This window comes from Leptolyngbya sp. FACHB-711, from assembly GCF_014695615.1.
Lineage (GTDB): Bacteria > Cyanobacteriota > Cyanobacteriia > Elainellales > Elainellaceae > Leptolyngbya_A.
The window spans coordinates 1-17,620 of record NZ_JACJOR010000418.1 but is presented as its reverse complement, the minus strand read 5'-3'; the positions used below and the strand labels follow the sequence as shown (position 1 = coordinate 17,620).

Sequence of the window (17,620 nt, the reverse complement as noted above, 5' to 3'; positions counted from 1 at the left end):
CGGTTGTCAGCATAGATTTCCCGGCATGGGATGTAGTTCCGACAACCATAATTGCTTTCATGGAGAACCTCCGGCAGTAAAAGGGAAAGTAATGGAAGCAGACGAAACTGAGAGCTGAGCCAGAATCAAGATTTTTTCGATCGCCTCAATCTTAGACCTGAAAAATCGGGAACCGAAACATCTAACGCAGCCAGTCGGGTAGGTGGAGCCAGCGTTGAGCCATATTCATAAATCGATCGCCCCCGCTTGCAGGCGCAATTTCACCCTGACCCTGCCACTTTTCAGCCAGCAAATGTCCGAGTGGGGTGAGTCTAAAACTATCGGTTAACCCTTGCCCATCTACTTCGCGCCGCAGCAGCCCGACCTGAATTAGCCACAGCAAATTATTCTCGACAGATAGTTCAGCGATCGACTGACGGGTGTATCCTTGCTCAACACCTGATTGTCCAGCAATAGCGCGCAGTTCGACACTTTGATGTTTCATAGTGGCAAACAGCTTGAGCCGGAAGGGAGAGCATCGCAAAGCACGATCGGCACGATCGATCGTCGCCGAAGCATATTGAATCGGCTGAGAGGGGTGGGGGCGGGTCGAAGTCATGAAAATTACTGTCAACGCTGTCAAAACTTAACGAATTGAGGCGGTAGAAACGTCTGCACCCCAAAATTTACTGACCTTTCCTATCTTATGATGTTTCCCTAAACCGACAATAAAGTTAACGCATTACCCCTTTACAGAATCTTCTTTTATCCCCTTCGTTCATCACCGATTGAATTTATGAGCAACATACCCCACACCGATGCCGCCTTTGGAATTGTCCCCATTTTGCCGCAGCCAGACGGCTACCAATTTCTCTTGATTCAGCACTGGGGCGGACACTGGGGTTTCCCAAAAGGACACGCCGAAGCCGAAGAAACCGCGATCGCCGCTGCTCGCCGCGAGTTTGAAGAAGAAACAGGAATCTCGGCTTATGAAGTGATCGAATCGGTTTCGTTTGTAGAACAGTACCGCTTTTTTAAGGACAAACAGCCAGTCGACAAAACCGTGACCTATTTCCCCGCCTGGGTAAAATCCACGACCGTGATTCGCCAACAGGAAGAAATTCAAAACTACTGCTGGCTTCCTTACGAAGACGCGCTTAAGCAAATGTCGTTTAAGCAGGGCAAGCAAATTCTCCAGCAGGTGCAGCAGTATTTAAGCCAGATTGATTTGAGCAGGAGAAATTCAGCAAAAACCGGTGGAATTTAACCTAAGAATTTAATGCCCCAAAGGAATACCCGCATAGAGTGATGTCGCTGCTAAAACCAGCGGGTAAAACCAAAATAGGACTGCAAAAACAGGACTGCAAAAATTCAGGCATACCAGGCTCCTCTAGATTAGGGCGCGATCGAACACAATTTAGGGAGTTTTTGAAAAGCTTGCTGATGCTCATTGCCTACCCAGAGTTGAATTTTGTATTTCTAGCTACCAAGGTAAACTTGTCTTAATTTATATTAAGAAGTGTGACAAGGGTGTTACATCATCCCGCGTCCGGCTCAGGTTAATTTCAAGCTGCAAGGAGTGATACTGTGACTGCTTCCTTACTGACTTCATCGGCAATCAACGAGTCCCTGATTGCAGAGTTTTTCAGCAAATCTGTAGGACAGTGGCGATCGGAGCGTCGCTACTACACCTTGCCCGATGGAGAAACGAAGGAAATGGTCAGCATTATCCAAATTCGCTTTCTGGAGCAGGGTTGCCCGGAACTGCGAAAGCTTGCACAGCTTCATCAGCTTGCCGACGAAACCGCCCTCATCTGCGGCGCAGAAGTTTCCTGGGATGCAGCGAATTCAGTCAACGGGCGCAGAGAGTCCAGAGGTCACACGCTGTTCGGCGCACTCGGGTCGATTCTGTATCGCGATCGAGGTTTTGCCACCCCCAAGCCTGTCACTGCTGACTACCACTTCATTAACCCCAATACGCTCTGCCTCCGCACTGAATACAAAGGTTCCAAATTCGAGGAAGAGCTAAAACTCGTGGGCAGCCAGTATCGCACCCGCCAAACGATCATTTCCCATGAGGGAGAGCAGCAGATGATCGGTCAATATCTGGAAAAGCGCATCAGTTAGGGAATACAAATTCTAGGGACGATACATTCGATCGATTGAGTGTTCCAGTGCCAATGGGCGTTTTGTGGCACAGGCGTTCTTCTTCACCCCGATAACAGAGCTTTCGTCTTACTGAATTCGTCTTACTGAAACTGAAGCGGTCGGGCACCCTGCTCATTCCATAAGAAGGGTTGCTAAGAAAGGCTGCTGATGGAATTCCTATTCTTTACGTGCCTACTCACGTGCATCTCAGATGATTAAGGCTCGATCGCGGAACCGCTTTCCTCGATCGAGTTTGCCTTTTGCATGGCTCAGAATGTGATGAAGCCGTGATGAATTTATGCCTCAACAACTTAATAAAGATGAAAAGACTGGGAACACGCTTTGTTAAACTGAGTACAAAACCGGACGCAGGAGAGAGCTAAAGCAAGCCATGACCCAAACCGCACCCCGCCAAACCGTTATTGCCCCTTCGATTTTATCGGCAGATTTTAGTCGGCTCGGTGAAGAAATTCAGGCAGTCGATCGCGCTGGCGCAGACTGGATTCACGTCGATGTAATGGACGGTCGCTTTGTTCCAAATATCACGATCGGTCCCCTGATTGTAGAAGCGATTCGCCCCTACACCCAAAAGCCGATGGACGTTCACCTGATGATCGTCGAACCCGAAAAATACGTGGCTGACTTTGCCAAAGCGGGCGCAGACATCATCTCTGTTCATGCCGAGCACAACGCTTCGCCCCACCTGCACCGCACCCTGGGTCAGATTCGCGAACTGGGCAAGCAAGCCGGAGTGGTGTTGAATCCCGCTACGCCGCTCGAACTGATCGAGTATGTGCTGCCAATTTGCGACCTGGTGCTGATCATGAGCGTTAACCCCGGCTTCGGCGGACAAAGCTTTATTCCCGATGTGCTGCCCAAAATCCGCAAGTTGCGTCAGATGTGCGATGAGCGGGGCCTGAATCCCTGGATCGAAGTCGATGGTGGTCTAAAAGGCAACAATACCTGGCAGGTGCTAGAAGCCGGAGCCAATGCGATCGTCGCGGGTTCTGCGGTATTCGGAGCAAAAGACTACGCTGAGGCGATCGAGGGGATTCGCAACAGCAAGCGTCCACAAGCAGAACTGGTTACGGCTTAGCCTTACTAAGTTAATTCATAAAATAATCTGGGGCGTAGCTAGCTATGCCCTTTTTTGTGTCGCAACCAAGCCGTTGAAACGCCTTATCCAATGCCTGCCAATCGCCATCCGGTCTCAACTCATCCGCTTAACCCGGCTTCATACAGTCAAGGGGCAGCAGGATTACTATTCTCGCGAATCTCCCACCGCCATAAGGGTCCGTCCTCAGGATCGATAATCTCTGAAACTTTGGTCATTCCACACTTTTCTAATACGCTTGTTGAAGCATTAGGCTCTGCCAGGGTATGAGCGCAAACACAGTCAACCAGAGCAGAGGCAAACGCAATTTCAATAAGTTGGCGCGCCGCAGACGTTGCAAACCCTCTACCCTGATAGCTTGGGGCAACGGAGTAGCCAATCTCAACCGTGCGGTGAGCATCAGGAACCGATTTAAAGCCGCCAAACCCAACTAACACCCGCTCAGGCTGAAAGAGAAGCAGATACGGCAGCCACGGATGCCAAATCTCTGAAGCCTGCATACTGTTAAGGCTGTATTGAAGTGCCCCCTCGAAAGGTAAATAGCGATTGGCAACCTGAAATCCGTAAGCAGCTTGAAACGCATCAGGCCCCTCAATCAGCTTCTCAAGGTGTTCAGCAGAGCAAGGAACAATTTCGATATCCATCACTCAGACTTCCTCACGTTGCTAGGCTACTGCACCAATTGCATTGAACGATTTTCCACAAAACGCCAATTATTAACTCGAAAGTATTAACTCGATAGTTCCGTGTTTTGGCTTTCGCAGGGTATCTAAGAGCGAGGGTCAATGTTGCCGTCTCTCAAGCAAATAGCAAGCGAATAGAAGACAGGATAAGGCTACCGGAGCCGGTGTAATTCAGTAAAGATTTACTACAGTTTGCCTAGCCCATCCTGCGTCTTCTATTTGTCCTGATGGCTCTATGCCTCGACCTTGACTCCGCGCCAAAAAGCCACATAACCCTCGATGTTCTTTGCGGCATCCTTCGCTTGCGGGTAGTACCAGGCAGCGTCTTTGTTTTCCTGTCCGTTTACTTCGATCGTGTAATAGCTGGCAGTGCCTTTCCAGGGACAGGTAGTGTGGGTGTTGCTCGACTTGAAGTATTCGGACTTAATCGCGTCGGGTGGAAAGTAAAAGTTGCCTTCTACCTTTTCGCAGCGATCGCTTTCCGCTAAAACTGAACCATTCCAAATTGCCTTGGGCATAATCTTAAACTCCTTTCGCTCAAACTTTTCCCGTTATTGCTTTGGCTGTATGTATTGCTTTGGCTGTATCTATTGTGCCAAGTCTATTGCGCTGCTGGGGCATCTCAATTGTCAATCTTGATGTGCAGCTGAGTTTCTGTCTACATTTCTCGCCGATTATAGGAGATTAAAGAGAAGCTAGGGAAACGATGTCCCAGGAGGGTGATGACGATGACAGCTGCTGCAATACAACCCACATTTCAAGACCGATTTGACTACAGCAAGGCTTCTGCTCTGCCTGACATTTGGGCAATTGTCACCCAGTCGCCCGATGTTGCTCGAACGATCGCACTGCGAGATCCCCATGGCAAGCTTGCGATCGAGTTAACCTATGGGGAACTGTATCAGCAGATTCAGTGGTTTGCGGCAGGGTTACAGTCTTTAGGAATTCAGTCTCGCGATCATATCGCGCTGTTCTCGGATAATAGTCCACGCTGGCTAGTTGCTGATCAAGGCATGATGCTAGCAGGGGTGGTGAATGCCGTTCGGGGGGCACAAGCCGATCGCGAAGAACTCCTTTTTATCCTGGAACATAGCGACAGCGTTGCGCTGGTCGTGCAGGACAAAGAGACGCTAGGCAAAATTGCGGCAGGATTCCCAGATTTGCCTTTGCGGTTTGTGATTGTGCTGTCCGACGAAACGCTTGAGCTGGAAAATCTGCGGGTGATTCCGTTCAGTGAAGTGATCGAAATGGGCAAATCCCATCCGCTTCAGCCCGTTGCCCTAAGTCGTGATATGACGGCAACCCTGATGTACACCTCTGGCACATCCGGTCAGCCAAAGGGAGTCATGCTCAGCCATCACAATCTCTTGTCGCAGGTGATGGGAGCCTATCAGGTCGCGCAGCCCCAACCCGGCGAACGAGTCCTCAGCATTCTTCCGATCTGGCACTGCTACGAGCGCACCTTTGAGTATTTCGTGCTGTCTCACGGCTGCACTCAGACCTACACCAGCATCCGCACCGTTAAAAAAGACTTAAAAGATGTGAAGCCCCATTACATGGTCGGGGTACCGCGTCTGTGGGAATCGATCTACGAAGGCGTGCAAAAGCAATTTCGCGAACAGCCGATCAAAAAGCAAAATCTGGTCAAGTTTTTCCTGGAGAAAAGCGATCGCTTCATCCGTGCCCGCCGCCTTGTGCAGGGCTTGTGTCTCGACAATCTGAAGCCTTCCATAGGAGAAAAGCTAAAAGCTTCACTGCAAATGGCAGCTCTCTGGGTCGTGCATCAAGCAGGCGATCGACTCGTGTACCGTAAAATTCGGGAGGCAACGGGTGGCGAAGTCAACTTCCTGGTAAGTGGCGGAGGATCGATCGCTGAACACCTGGAGGACTTCTACGAAATTATTGGCGTTACGATCCTGGGCGGCTACGGGCTGACGGAGACTTCACCGATTACCCATGTGCGTCGTCCCTGGCGCAATCTGCGCAGCGCAGACGGAGAACCGCTTCCCCATACCGAAACTCGCATTGTTGATCCGGAAACGCGCCACATCCTGCCGATCGGTCAACAGGGCTTGGTGCTCATTCGTGGACATCAGGTGATGCAGGGCTACTACAAAAATCCCCAGGCAACGGCAAAGGCGATCGACTCAGAAGGCTGGTTCGACACGGGCGATCTGGGTGTGGTCACAGAGTTTGACGATTTGATTATCACCGGACGCGCTAAAGATACGATCGTCCTCACGAACGGCGAGAATATTGAGCCACAGCCGATCGAGGATGTTTGTCTTCGCAGTCCTTATATCGACCAGATGATGCTGGTCGGACAGGATCAAAAAGTCCTGGGTGCGCTGATCGTGCCCAACCTGGACGCACTGCATCTGTGGGCAGTCAATCAAAATCTCGCGCTCAAGCTTCCGAGTGAATCCCCTACAAGCGGAGGCGAACCGATGCGAAACAGCTCTCCAGAAGGGGTAATCGATCTCGACAGCAAACCTGTGCAGGAACTCTTCCGGCAGGAACTCAACCGCGAAGTCAAAAATCGCCCCGGCTATCGAGCAGACGATCGCATCGGACCCTTCCGCCTGCTGTTGGAACCTTTCACGATCGAAAACGGAATGCTAACCCAAACGCTCAAAATTCGCCGAAACGTGGTGGTCGATCGCTATCGTAAGACGATCGACGAGATGTTCGTTTAATTGCCACCCATGGCATCAGTGGGTCTGTATCTTGATTGGCTAAGCAGCTAGTCGAAACGGCAGCTCGAGTGCCTCAGGATCGATGTATTGAGTGATTGCATCAACGCAGGGGGTTAGATTTTCGATTTTGTTGAGTCGTCGAAACAGACCGCTCAGCAGCAAATCGAGCAAGTCTTGATGATAGGCATCGATTTGATTGTTGTCAGACGACCAATATCTGGGATCAAAGCCCCATTTCCAGATATTCAGCAATCGGGCAGGGGGAGCTTGTTGGAAAGTGGAAGTGGCAATCGCTTTTATTGCGTCGCCTAATCCTTGCCGCAGGTCGGCTTCTGCGGTTTCCAGATTGTCTGTTAGCGATCGCAGCAGCAGCAAATGTTTTGCCAGTATCGAAGCTGAAAACGGAGCGATTTCTGACACAATCATGTCGCCTGAGGCATCGATCGATCGCCATTGGCACTCAATCACATTGATCAGCGTATTGACCTCGCTAGGCTGGCTCCAATCTACTTGACCCCGAAAAAACGGCTCTTCGTATCCAGCGACCAGCCCTTGAAAGTACAGCGGAATTTTTTTGCCAGACTGAAGACTCGTCTGAAGAATTTTGTGCAGTGCAACTTCGAGCGTTTCGACGGGCCAGCCCAGATTCCGACAGAGGAAGAATTTCAGGCGATCGGGCTGCGATAGCGCAAGCGCGTTCAACAGCAGATGGACTGCTTCACCCACATTCTGACCAACTACATAGCGGTGCGGCGCATGAACTTTGACAATTGCATCCTGCTGAAGTTTCTGGTCAAAGTACTCGCAGAACGAGCTGTTGTCCAGCATATGGGTAAACCGCACCATTCCGTAGCAGGTATGCCCTTCTCGCGATGCCTTAGCAAACTGCCACTCCGTCATTTTTTTGGTGGCGGCGTAAACTTCAGCCGTGTAATATCGCGATCCCTTCCCGGTTGAAGAATAAATGCAGTGTTTAACGCCATATCGTTCACAGAGCTGAATGATATTTTGTGAACCGCAAATATTTGTCGTCACCGTTTCACGGATTTGCTTTTCTGCCAGCCAGGGAAGCCGCTGAGCCGCTAGGTGAAACACCACTTCAGGACGCTCGGCTGCAAAAATTGCTTCTAAGTCAATCAGGTTGCGAATGTCAGCCACGTAGTAAACCACCGGAACTTCAGTGGCGATCGCGTGCTCCGGCTCAGTGCTGACCAAGCATCTAGCCTTGCGAGCATGGTCTACAGAAATAATCTTTTTTGCACCCAGGCCCGTCAGTTTTTGAATTAACGCGCCACCGACACATCCCTCACCCCCCGTCACCAGCACCGTTTTTCTCGTTAGCCGCTCGCGCACTTCTGCCTCATACAGATAAATGTTGCGCTGCCACACTTCTGCAAAGGGATCACCTTGCAGCATGCCATCGGCTTGGTATGCCTTAATGAGCTGGGCAGTTAGGCTTTGTAGCGTAGCGATCGTTTCTGGCTCCTGTGGCTCTGGCGACCCGGGCGGCACCAGTTCTTGAATCGCTGAGATAATTGCGGCTTTGCTGAGTGGGCTGATTGAGTGGTTCATAACATAAGCTCCCGGGCGATTGCACTGAACTAAAGCAAAGTTAAGAGTTAGTCGTGATATTGATGGCTAAGACTTTCCCGACTGCCTTGTTTTCTCAGCTCAAAGAGGTGTTGTAAATGCCTTCTTAACCAGGCTAGGGTTAACGCTAGCCTCATCAGCAGTCCGGCTGAAATCACTGAAAGTGCACGTCACGTCATACTTAGTAAATGACTTAACCCTGCTGTGAAGCCGTAGCGAAGAAACACTAACCCCTTTGTATCTGGTTCTAAATTTTTCTGTCGAGAGACTTCATCGAGATTTCATTCAGCTCAGGTACAGTTGCAGCCCAGCCCCTCGTAATTCATGGCTCCTGCAGAACCTTTTGAAGCTCTCATCTAGAAAAGATTTCAGTAGTCTCACGACTTCGGTGTGCGATTTTACACTAGAAATTTAGAACAGGACGCAGATCAGAATTTGGAATGGTTTCAGTCTGAAAAATTATTCAGGTTGGGTGTTTTCTACAGCTTTACGAAAACTTATCCTTCTTGTGGTTCCTCTGCTAGAGAACAAGCTGGAAGTCCTGCCGCATCGGTGTCCTGCTTCCTTCCTTGTCATTCGTGGAGGACAATGCAAAATTAAGATTGCAGAATAAGAGACAGGGCTTTCAGGACGGGCGGCGGCAACCAGGCTTGACCAACAAGTACCTGAGAAATTACGTGATTCATCTCCTGATTGATGCGCTTCTAGAGGATCGGCTTGGTGGTTTTACCCAAAGTTTTCACTAAGCGTCCATTCTCATAGAAAATAAACAATGGGCTGTTGTCACAGGAAGGACTGACGGCACAGCCGCTCTAGCGTAAAAGCTTGTTGAAAAACCTACTCTCCTAGCCTGCGTTCATGGAAATCTCCAAACCCCATCTGCTTCTAAAACGAGTTATTAATGTGAAGGTGGTCGTCACGCCGCGCTGGAAGGAAGATACCCAACAGCAATTGCAAGCCCAGATCAATCAGCTAGATGGTCAGCTTCAGCAATTGGAGATTGACGGGCAGCGGACGATCGGTGAAATTCAGCGACAAAGCACTAACCCTTCTGACCCGGTTGTGGTGCAGCAGGTGAATAACGTGCAGGTGCAAATCAATCAGCGGCGCAGCGACCTGCTCGGTAAGAAAAACCAGATTTTGCAGCAACTTCAGCAGGTGCAATTGCTCGATCTGGATCAGGAAGTCAGCACCGGACAAATTGAGGGCTTTTTCCGCGTTGAAACGGGCGACAACCTGATCCGCAAAATGCAGGTTGAACTGCTGCTGCGCGACGGCATTGTTGAGGAAATTCGCGGAGACGTATAGCCATGATTAACGAAATTTTTATGCCTGCCCTCAGTTCGACGATGACGGAAGGCAAGATTGTGTCCTGGGTAAAATCCCCTGGCGACAAGATCGAAAAAGGCGAAACCGTGGTGATTGTCGAGTCAGATAAGGCAGACATGGACGTGGAATCGTTCTATGAGGGCTTCCTTGCTACGATCGTTGTCCCGGCAGGAGAGTCAGCCGCCGTCGGAGCTGCGATCGCCCTGGTTGCAGAAACCGAAGCGGAAATCGAACTGGCAAAACAGCAAGGATCAGCAAACGCTGCTCCGGCTGAAGCCACGGCAGATGCTCCGGCGCAAATGGCAGCAGCAACCGCAGTTTCTCCTGCACCGCTGGAAGCTGCAAACGGCAACGGTACGCCCAGCCGCAACGGACGCACGATCGCCTCACCCCGCGCCCGCAAACTTGCCAAGGAACTCAAGATCGACCTGGCAGGACTGCAAGGCAGCGGACCCTATGGGCGGATTGTGGCAGAAGATATCGAAGCGGCAGCCGGGAAAACGTCTGCTCCGGTTCCTCCGGCTCCCCCAGTTTCCCCTGTACCTGTCGCTCCTGCACCCGTGGCTCCTGCACCCATGGCTCCGCCCGCACCCGCTGCCGCCAAAGCTTCGATCGTGCCCCCCGCTCCTGTCGCTCCTGCTGCGCCCGGCCAGGTTGTGCCGCTGAACACGCTGCAAAATGCTGTGGTGCGAAACATGATGGCAAGCCTGCAAGTGCCCGTTTTCCGGGTCGGCTACACCATCACAACAGACAATTTAGACAAGCTCTATAAGCAGGTGAAATCGAAGGGCGTTACTATGACGGCTCTGCTGGCAAAAGCGGTTGCTGTCACGCTGCAAAAGCACCCGATCATGACTGCCTTTTACACCGAGCAGGGTATCAACTATCGCTCATCGATCAACGTCGCGATCGCAGTGGCAATGGCCGATGGTGGACTGATTACCCCCGTGCTGCAAAACGCCGATCAGCTTGACCTCTACTCGCTGTCGCGGATGTGGAAAGATCTGGTCGATCGCTCGCGCTCAAAGCAGCTTCAGCCCGACGAATACAGCACAGGCGGCTTCACGATCTCTAATCTGGGGATGTTTGGGGTCGATCGCTTTGATGCCATCTTGCCACCCGGACAGGGAGCAATTTTGGCAGTGGGGGCTTCTCGTCCACAAATGGTCGCTACATCGGATGGACTATTTGGCATGAAGACGCAAATGCAGGTTAATCTAACGTGTGATCACCGGATTATCTACGGCGCACACGCAGCCGCATTCCTGCAAGACCTGGCAAAGCTAATCGAAACTAATCCGCAGTCGTTGACGCTGTAGGACGATCGAATGGTTAGCAATCGGTCACACCGATCGGTTAACCAATCAATCAGCAGATCATTGAACAATCAGTTAATCAATAACAAACCGAGGGGCAGCCGCCCCTTTTTTGCGGCAAAAATTGCAGAGCGAAGTAGCCATCCTGAACTGACCTCCGCTATCCCGCAGCCTCTTCTCCCACTCGATTGAATTGAGGAGGCAAAGGGGAGCAGGACGAGAAGTCCGTGGAACTCAAGGCTGCTCTATCGTTCTGGGAGCGGGATCAAGAAGGAAAGCTAGCATTCTTGCAGGCGGTCTAAAAAAGTTTCTTCTGAAAATATGCTGAGCAGATCAAGAGTTCAAGTTTCAAACTTTACCTGGAACTTGTAGAGAGAATCCGGTTTTCGTCAGACTCCAATCGCTCCTGGAGGAAAGCTAATCAAGAGTCGTTTTAAGCAAATGGAGATTTGCTGTGCTTTCTAAAATTCAGATACAGGCAATTGCTGCAATGGTTTTTGCACTGCCCTTGGTGGCGATCGGTGCCAAAAGTGCTCTGGCAGAAGACGTGCAGTTTACGCTAAACAACGCTACCAGCTACACCTTGATGGAATTTTACGCGTCTCCAACCGATGTGGAGAACTGGGAGGAAGATATTCTGGGGCTTGATGTCCTGGGGTCAGGAAAAAGCATAATAGTGACGATCGCCGACGATCGCACTCAGTGCGAATACGACATTGAGGGCGTGTTTGAGGACGGCGAATCGATTGAACAGGCTGCGGTTAATTTGTGTGATCTAAATGGCGGCATGTATCAGTTCAGTGAGTAGCGAAATTCTTTAATTGGACGCTTTTAAGGATAGGGTGGCATTGCTCACCTTACTTTTTGATTTGTCGCTTTATTTTTTACAGAAGATTACCGTCTTCCGCCCGATCGCAACTGCCGCAGATAGTTTCCCGGATCCTGCGCCACCCAGCCTAAATCAGAATTCGATCGCACTTCAAAGGTGAGGTAAGGTTGGCTTTGCCCCGAATTGCTTCCCGAATTGCCGACTGAGCTACCGCTCGAATACCCCACCGTACCGATCGTCGTACCTACGCGAACCGTCTGACCAACGCGCACATTCATCCTTTGCAGATGAGCGTATCGGGTCTGAAGTCCCTGGCTGTGATTAATCACCACCAGATTTCCATAGCCTGCCTGATTTCCCGCAAAGGCGATCGTCCCGGATCCTGCCGCATAAACCGGGGTCCCCACTGCCGCTTCCAAATTCACGCCGCTCTGAAATACCACCCTGCCGCTTGCCGGATTAAGCTGCCACCCATAGCGAGTCAAAATTGGCGCAACCGATGGCAGAGGATAGCGATCGATCGGGCTATTGGCAGTGGTCGGAGCCGGATTAGGCGACCAGTTGACCCCCGGTACAAAGACAGTCCTGGGAGCAGTCTGGCAGCCATTAATTTCAAACAAAACATCCGGACGCACGTTGTAGCGTCTGGCAAGGTTCCGCAGGCTGGTTCCGGTAGGCACATCAACCCGAATACCGTTGTAGGGCGGAATCACAATTTCGGTTCCAACAGGGGCAGAGCCGCTCCGCAGGCGGGGATTAAAGCCGATCAGCGTCGCCGGAATCAGGTTATATCGGGCAGCAATGCTCTCTAGCGTTTCGCCGGACTGGATGCGATGGCGGTTGAGCTGCGATAGGGCAGGGGCAGGACAGGTCGAAACAGAAGGGGTGGGAACGGTCAAGGTTTGAGCTTTCACAGGCTGAGTTAACGTATCCCCCCCACTGAGCCACCCGGTGAGAAAAATACCGATCGAGCTGATGCAAAGCACTTCCTCCCGCAAGGGAATCGGTCGCTTCGCTGTTCCCCTAAGGGGTAATCGCTTGGCGCAGTCCCAGGAGAATTGCAGCCCGATCGCCAACCAATTCTTAAAAAACAAGACACCCACCAAAGTTTCTTATCCTTCTACACAAGCTTGACTCAATTCTGACAAATTCTGCTTATGGTTGCGGCTAGCTGAATTGCCATTACCAATTCCCAAGCGATTCTGGTTAGTATTGGGGGAGAATATGAGCCGTGCGGATTGCGAAACAGCGAAATATGGGCTTGTCAATGAAGAACGTGGGATTTTATGCCGTCTTGCTGGCGATCGGGGGCAGTGCAGGCTGGGCAAGTGCCTACTATATGCGATCGGTCACTCGTCCGACTGAACCTACTGCATCCCCAGCACCAACCCATTCCCCTGTGCTGTTTCAGGAAACTCAGGCAGTCGCTCAGGTTCCCCTGCCGATTGGCAGCAATCAAAACTTCATTGCCGATGCTGTGCAAAAGGTGGGTCCTGCCGTGGTGCGGATTGACTCTGAACGATCGGTCGAGTCTCAGCTTCCTGACGCGCTGCAAAACCCCTTCTTCAAACGATTCTTTGGCGAAGACGTTCCCATCCCGCCTCAGGATCGGATTGAACAGGGCACGGGGTCGGGCTTTATCGTCAGCCAAGACGGGCGAGTGATTACCAATGCCCATGTGGTTGAAGGGGCAAGCACCGTAAAAGTCACTCTGAAAGACGGACGCACGCTTGACGGCAAAGTGGTGGGCATCGATCCGGTCACTGACGTTGCAGCCATTAAAATCAATGCGGCAAGCCTACCTACGGTGACGCTGGGCAAGTCAGAAACCCTGATTCCGGGACAGTGGGCGATCGCCATTGGCAACCCGCTGGGTTTAGACAATACGGTGACAGCAGGCATTATCAGCGCAACGGGGCGATCGAGTTCTCAAGTGGGCATTCCCGATCGGCGCGTTCGATTTATTCAGACTGATGCGGCAATCAATCCGGGTAATTCTGGCGGACCCTTGCTCAACGATCGCGGCGAAGTAATTGGCATCAATACTGCAATTCGAGCAAACGCGCAGGGCTTGGGGTTTGCAATTCCGATCGAAACAGGCTGGCGCATTGCTCAGCAGCTATTTGACAAAGGACAGGCTCAGCACCCCTATTTGGGGATTCAAATGGTGGATCTCACATCAGATCTACGCGATCGGATTAACGAAGACCCAGAACTCAATCTAAAAATTAGCGATACGCAGGGCGTTATGATTATTCAGGTCGTGAAAAGCGCCCCTGCTGAGACAGCAGGAATCCGTCCGGGCGACGTGATCCTTAAAGTGAACAATGTACCCGTTGCCACATCTTCAGACGTGCAGCAACAAATCGAGACCAGTCAAGTCGGCGGCTCTGTCTCGGTTGAGGTCAAGCGTGGCAATGAAACAAAAACTATTCAGGTTCGCCCGATCGCCTTTCCGAACCCATGAAAATTGGGTCTTGCCTTAGTCTTCGAGGTCAAGTCCCATCGAAATTGAGCCTTTGATGCTGGCTTCTAGCTCCATGCGCTGTTCCATACGCCGCAGGAAGTACCCAGTCATCATTGCCGATGCCAGCAGACCTGCGAGGTTGTCGCGATCGGTTGTGACCTGCACGTTGAAGGCTTCCGAAGGCAGAACGCCAACTAAGCCCTGGACGTTTTGAGAAATAATCTGCTTAATTTCTGGGCTAACCGATCGAGCGACTCGCGCCAGAACCTCAGGAGATTGGTGCTGAAGGTACTTCAACAGTTGATTCGCCTGACCCTCTCCAGTATCACTACCGAAGAACTCAAAATCGTCAGGGTTAAACACCATAGCAAGCCTCAATTTTAAGTTACAACTGTTTGAACATTTATTGCGGTCTTGTCGATCTATTGTGCCATTGTTACCTGCTCCTGTGCCTAGTAGTCTTAAGGTAGCATTTTCGATTTGCTAAGTCCTGCCGGAAGAAATACGGATCTGGAGAGGGGCCGGAAGCAGAAGGGGCCGGAAGCAGAGGGAGCCAAGAATCAAAGAGAGTCGGAGAGCGGGGGCAACTGGTCGACCTGAAAATACTGATAAAACTTGTCCGTGACTTGAAGCCAATAAGATCTGCCGTCGGACTGTCTCCGCTTCCGCACAAAGCCCAGCTCCACTAATTCCTGAACGTGCTGATAAGCACCTGAACCTCGCAGTTCGACCAAATCGGGCTGACTGATAGAACCTTTGAGGGCGATCGCCGCCAGGGTTCGCAGTGCCCCCCGCCCTAAATCAACCGGAATCAGCGTTTGCACCAAACCTTGATAAGCTTCCCGGAGCTGAAGACAGTATCCGTCTGGCGTTTCAACCACTTCCAGCGCACTGTCTCGATGGGCGTAGTCCGCCATTAGCTCAATCATGCCTTCCTGGATCTGTGCTCGATCGCACCCAGAATATTCTGCGATTTTGGCAATCGTTAGGGGTTGAGCTTTCAGGTAGAGAATCGCTTCTATTTGTGCAGCAAGGCGAGGCATTCTGGCGCAAGGAGAAACAGATTTTGCCTGATGAGTATAGCGGATTCTGGCAAGAGGGTGAGTGAGGGGATAGGAAGGGGAAGGGTGAAGGGATAAATGAGCAAATGAAATTGTGCCCTAACCAAAACTGACTCGGAGGGTAAAAGATAAAAGATATAGAGAGGATGGCTAGTGTTTTGAGTGGTGAATTAGTCGAGATTGCGTCCGGTGAGTTCGACGAAGATGTCTTCCAGGTTAGAGGGGCGAATCATCATCCCTGTTTTGTCGGGCTGGTGTTCTAGATAAGTTTTCGCTTCGTCCAGCGTCGGGAAAAACTGATAGTCCCAGCGATCGCCATTTTGCTTCATCACCAGTCCTTCCCCGTGTCGCTGTCGCAGTTCTTCTAACGTACCCAGCTCGATCAGCTTGCCGCTGTCCATAATGCCAATGCGATCGCACAAATACTCGACTTCCTCCATATAGTGCGTGGTGAGCAGCATTGTCATGCCCTGCTGATTTAGTCCTTTGATGATTTCCCAGAGACGGCGGCGCGTTTGCGGGTCGAGTCCAACCGTGGGTTCATCCAGAAATAAAATTTGCGGCTCGTGCAGCAGTGCCCTGGCAATTTGCAGTCTGCGCTTCATTCCACCTGATAGCGTTTTTACCATCGCATCACGGCGATCGGCTAACTCCACGTAGTCCAGCCAGCGGCTGATTTCCTGCCTGCGTTTTGCCGGAGACAAATGGTGCATGCGCGCATGAAATTCCATGTTTTCCCAGACGGTCAAATCTTGATCAACGCTGAGCTGTTGCAGCACCACGCCAATCTGTTTCTTCACGCCAAAGGGCTGCCGCACCACATCATAGCCCGCCACCACAATATCGCCTTGAGTGGGCTGCGTCAGGGTGGTCAGCATCCGAATCGTCGTGGACTTCCCGGCTCCGTTGGGGCCGAGCAAGCCGAAAATTTCGCCAGGTGCGATCGTCAAAGACAAATCGTTCACCACCTGAACGTTGTTGTAGACCTTATAAACACTATGGAGTGCAACCGCCGCCGTCATAATTGAACCATCGGGAATGAACAGTTTTGATCTTATCGTTCCATTAGCTTTACACACTTGGACGATCGCGCCTTCAAAGAGCTACGCCGCTTGAATAAACCATGAGGCAAACGACTGAAACTGGAGCCGTGAAGGGTGCGAACCGTAAGGTAAACTATTGTTTAGAGATTTCCAGCAAAACTTCCCCTAAGCTCTAGCAAGCACTCCCTCCTGGAGTGCCCCTTATCCTCTCACCCCCCTATCTTCCCACCCCTTCACCCCTCTCCCTCACATGGTCAGCACCGATCGCAAACCCATCCTGCTCGATTTTGAAAAGCCCCTGGTAGAACTGGACGCACGAATTGCCCAGATTCGGGAACTGGCAGAAGAAAATGATGTCGATGTGTCTGATCAGATTCTTCAGCTTGAGGCACGAGCGGTGCAGCTTCGGCAGGAAATTTTTAGCAGTCTAACTCCCGCCCAGCGGCTTCAGGTGGCACGTCATCCCCGTCGTCCCAGTACGCTGGACTACATTCAGGCAATCAGCGATGAGTGGATGGAGCTACATGGCGATCGAACCACAGGCAGCGACGATCGCGCACTGGTAGGCGGCATTGCTCGCTTAGAAGGTCGTCCGGTAGTGATGCTGGGACACCAGAAAGGGCGTGACACCAAAGATAACGTCAGCCGCAACTTTGGCATGGCGTCTCCAGGCGGCTACCGCAAAGCACTGCGCCTGATGGATCACGCCAATCGATTTGGAATGCCGATTATTACTTTTATCGATACGCCTGGAGCTTATGCAGGCTTAGAAGCGGAACGGCTGGGACAGGGAGAAGCGATCGCCGTCAATTTGCGAGAAATGTTTCGCCTGGAAGTGCCGATCGTTTGTACAGTGATTGGCGAAGGCGGATCAGGTGGTGCGCTGGGCATTGGCGTGGGCGATCGGCTCATGATGTTTGAGCATTCGGTCTATACCGTTGCCAGTCCTGAAGCCTGCGCGGCGATTCTCTGGAAAGATGCCAGCAAAGCTCCCCAAGCAGCTGAAGCGTTGAAGATTACCGCAGCAGATCTGAAGGCACTCGGCATTCTAGATGTAATTTTGCCGGAACCGATCGGGGGAGCGCATTCTGCCCCGCTTGCTGCCGCTGCCACACTGAAGCATGCTCTGCTGGATAATCTCCAAACACTAAGCCAAATGACCCCGCATCAGCGACGTGAACTCCGCTATCAAAAGTTTCGCCAAATTGGTCAATTTCAGGAATCGGCTTAATTTGTCTAATGCGATCAATGCTCAACCTGAATTAGCACAATTCCTGAGCCTTGCTCTAGCACTTAGCTGAGGCAAAACTGTGAAACATATCAGGAAATTTATCGGACGAAAGTTGCTCGACCTGGAATTGCACT

Annotated in this window: 17 protein-coding genes; 9 read left to right on the top strand and 8 right to left on the bottom strand. The window is 51.4% G+C overall.

Going from position 1 to position 17,620, the window contains the following annotated elements; all coding sequences use genetic code 11:
• Positions 1 to 181 precede the first annotated feature (181 nt).
• Complete coding sequence (locus H6F80_RS18580; protein ID WP_190793012.1) at positions 182 to 598, bottom strand: Npun_F0494 family protein; 417 nt, start codon at positions 596 to 598, stop codon at positions 182 to 184.
• A 177-nt stretch (positions 599 to 775) separates the two neighbouring features.
• On the opposite strand from H6F80_RS18580, the gene H6F80_RS18575 reads away from it, so the two are divergent.
• From H6F80_RS18575 to rpe, 3 genes are all read left to right on the top strand, one after another.
• Positions 776 to 1,246: a bis(5'-nucleosyl)-tetraphosphatase gene (locus H6F80_RS18575; RefSeq protein ID WP_190793011.1), complete on the top strand. Its 471-nt coding sequence runs from the start codon at positions 776 to 778 to the stop codon at positions 1,244 to 1,246.
• Between the two features lie 320 nt (positions 1,247 to 1,566).
• On the top strand, positions 1,567 to 2,106 hold the full coding sequence (locus H6F80_RS18570) for a phycobiliprotein lyase (RefSeq protein ID WP_190793010.1): 540 nt from the start codon (positions 1,567 to 1,569) through the stop codon (positions 2,104 to 2,106).
• A gap of 412 nt (positions 2,107 to 2,518) precedes the next feature.
• Positions 2,519 to 3,223 (top strand): ribulose-phosphate 3-epimerase, encoded by a 705-nt coding sequence (rpe, locus tag H6F80_RS18565; RefSeq protein ID WP_190793009.1) that lies wholly within the window; start codon positions 2,519 to 2,521, stop codon positions 3,221 to 3,223.
• 146 nt (positions 3,224 to 3,369) lie between these two features.
• On the opposite strand, the gene H6F80_RS18560 is transcribed toward rpe, so the two are convergent.
• Positions 3,370 to 3,885, bottom strand: a complete 516-nt coding sequence (locus tag H6F80_RS18560) for a GNAT family N-acetyltransferase (RefSeq protein WP_190793008.1) — start codon at positions 3,883 to 3,885, stop codon at positions 3,370 to 3,372.
• A gap of 272 nt (positions 3,886 to 4,157) precedes the next feature.
• Positions 4,158 to 4,442 (bottom strand): DUF427 domain-containing protein, encoded by a 285-nt coding sequence (locus H6F80_RS18555; protein WP_190793007.1) that lies wholly within the window; start codon positions 4,440 to 4,442, stop codon positions 4,158 to 4,160.
• A 210-nt stretch (positions 4,443 to 4,652) separates the two neighbouring features.
• On the opposite strand from H6F80_RS18555, the gene H6F80_RS18550 reads away from it, so the two are divergent.
• Positions 4,653 to 6,620, top strand: a complete 1,968-nt coding sequence (locus tag H6F80_RS18550) for an AMP-dependent synthetase/ligase (RefSeq protein ID WP_199296671.1) — start codon at positions 4,653 to 4,655, stop codon at positions 6,618 to 6,620.
• Positions 6,621 to 6,659: 39 nt separating this feature from the next.
• Here H6F80_RS18550 and H6F80_RS18545 read toward each other — a convergent pair whose 3' ends face one another.
• On the bottom strand, positions 6,660 to 8,192 hold the full coding sequence (locus H6F80_RS18545; protein ID WP_190793005.1) for a polysaccharide biosynthesis protein: 1,533 nt from the start codon (positions 8,190 to 8,192) through the stop codon (positions 6,660 to 6,662).
• An 876-nt stretch (positions 8,193 to 9,068) separates the two neighbouring features.
• Between H6F80_RS18545 and H6F80_RS18540 the strand changes: the two genes are divergently transcribed.
• The 3 genes from H6F80_RS18540 to H6F80_RS18530 all read left to right on the top strand — a co-directional run bounded on the left by H6F80_RS18540 (position 9,069) and on the right by H6F80_RS18530 (position 11,663).
• A complete protein-coding gene (locus tag H6F80_RS18540) occupies positions 9,069 to 9,518 on the top strand; it encodes a YlqD family protein (protein WP_190793004.1) in 450 nt (149 codons plus the stop codon).
• A 2-nt stretch (positions 9,519 to 9,520) separates the two neighbouring features.
• On the top strand, positions 9,521 to 10,858 hold the full coding sequence (locus H6F80_RS18535) for a dihydrolipoamide acetyltransferase family protein (RefSeq protein ID WP_190793003.1): 1,338 nt from the start codon (positions 9,521 to 9,523) through the stop codon (positions 10,856 to 10,858).
• A gap of 451 nt (positions 10,859 to 11,309) precedes the next feature.
• Entirely contained in the window at positions 11,310 to 11,663 is a 354-nt protein-coding gene (locus H6F80_RS18530; protein WP_199296670.1) for a hypothetical protein, read from the top strand.
• An 86-nt stretch (positions 11,664 to 11,749) separates the two neighbouring features.
• Here the strand turns inward: H6F80_RS18530 and H6F80_RS18525 are convergent, their stop codons facing one another.
• Positions 11,750 to 12,787, bottom strand: a complete 1,038-nt coding sequence (locus H6F80_RS18525; RefSeq protein WP_347277898.1) for a peptidoglycan DD-metalloendopeptidase family protein — start codon at positions 12,785 to 12,787, stop codon at positions 11,750 to 11,752.
• A 128-nt stretch (positions 12,788 to 12,915) separates the two neighbouring features.
• On the opposite strand from H6F80_RS18525, the gene H6F80_RS18520 reads away from it, so the two are divergent.
• Positions 12,916 to 14,151, top strand: coding sequence for an HhoA/HhoB/HtrA family serine endopeptidase (locus H6F80_RS18520; RefSeq protein WP_518523607.1), 1,236 nt, complete (start codon positions 12,916 to 12,918; stop codon positions 14,149 to 14,151).
• A 15-nt stretch (positions 14,152 to 14,166) separates the two neighbouring features.
• On the opposite strand, the gene H6F80_RS18515 is transcribed toward H6F80_RS18520, so the two are convergent.
• From H6F80_RS18515 to H6F80_RS18505, 3 genes are all read right to left on the bottom strand, one after another.
• Positions 14,167 to 14,517 carry a DUF760 domain-containing protein gene (locus H6F80_RS18515; RefSeq protein ID WP_190793002.1) on the bottom strand — a complete coding sequence of 117 codons (351 nt, stop codon included), beginning with the start codon at positions 14,515 to 14,517 and terminating at the stop codon, positions 14,167 to 14,169.
• Positions 14,518 to 14,711: 194 nt separating this feature from the next.
• Positions 14,712 to 15,194 carry an SMC-Scp complex subunit ScpB gene (gene scpB, locus H6F80_RS18510; protein ID WP_190793001.1) on the bottom strand — a complete coding sequence of 161 codons (483 nt, stop codon included), beginning with the start codon at positions 15,192 to 15,194 and terminating at the stop codon, positions 14,712 to 14,714.
• A gap of 188 nt (positions 15,195 to 15,382) precedes the next feature.
• The gene (locus tag H6F80_RS18505; RefSeq protein WP_190793000.1) at positions 15,383 to 16,234 is read right to left on the bottom strand and encodes an ABC transporter ATP-binding protein; all 852 of its coding nucleotides are present in this window, start codon (positions 16,232 to 16,234) and stop codon (positions 15,383 to 15,385) included.
• Positions 16,235 to 16,505: 271 nt separating this feature from the next.
• Here H6F80_RS18505 and accA point away from each other — a divergent pair, with 271 nt between their 5' ends.
• Positions 16,506 to 17,486: an acetyl-CoA carboxylase carboxyl transferase subunit alpha gene (gene accA / locus H6F80_RS18500; RefSeq protein WP_190792999.1), complete on the top strand. Its 981-nt coding sequence runs from the start codon at positions 16,506 to 16,508 to the stop codon at positions 17,484 to 17,486.
• Positions 17,487 to 17,620: the final 134 nt, after the last annotated feature.

Bases quoted from the DNA above. Each gene is read 5' to 3' on its own strand.
- H6F80_RS18540 (WP_190793004.1), top strand. From the start codon at position 9,069: ATGGAAATCTCCAAACCCCATCTGCTTCTAAAACGAGTTATTAATGTG.
- H6F80_RS18515 (WP_190793002.1), bottom strand. From the start codon at position 14,517: ATGGTGTTTAACCCTGACGATTTTGAGTTCTTCGGTAGTGATACTGGA.
- rpe (WP_190793009.1), top strand. From the start codon at position 2,519: ATGACCCAAACCGCACCCCGCCAAACCGTTATTGCCCCTTCGATTTTA.
- H6F80_RS18550 (WP_199296671.1), top strand. From the start codon at position 4,653: ATGACAGCTGCTGCAATACAACCCACATTTCAAGACCGATTTGACTAC.
- accA (WP_190792999.1), top strand. From the start codon at position 16,506: ATGGTCAGCACCGATCGCAAACCCATCCTGCTCGATTTTGAAAAGCCC.
- H6F80_RS18535 (WP_190793003.1), top strand. From the start codon at position 9,521: ATGATTAACGAAATTTTTATGCCTGCCCTCAGTTCGACGATGACGGAA.
- H6F80_RS18505 (WP_190793000.1), bottom strand. From the start codon at position 16,234: ATGACGGCGGCGGTTGCACTCCATAGTGTTTATAAGGTCTACAACAAC.
- H6F80_RS18580 (WP_190793012.1), bottom strand. From the start codon at position 598: ATGACTTCGACCCGCCCCCACCCCTCTCAGCCGATTCAATATGCTTCG.
- H6F80_RS18555 (WP_190793007.1), bottom strand. From the start codon at position 4,442: ATGCCCAAGGCAATTTGGAATGGTTCAGTTTTAGCGGAAAGCGATCGC.
- H6F80_RS18560 (WP_190793008.1), bottom strand. From the start codon at position 3,885: ATGGATATCGAAATTGTTCCTTGCTCTGCTGAACACCTTGAGAAGCTG.
- H6F80_RS18545 (WP_190793005.1), bottom strand. From the start codon at position 8,192: ATGAACCACTCAATCAGCCCACTCAGCAAAGCCGCAATTATCTCAGCG.
- scpB (WP_190793001.1), bottom strand. From the start codon at position 15,194: ATGCCTCGCCTTGCTGCACAAATAGAAGCGATTCTCTACCTGAAAGCT.
- H6F80_RS18575 (WP_190793011.1), top strand. From the start codon at position 776: ATGAGCAACATACCCCACACCGATGCCGCCTTTGGAATTGTCCCCATT.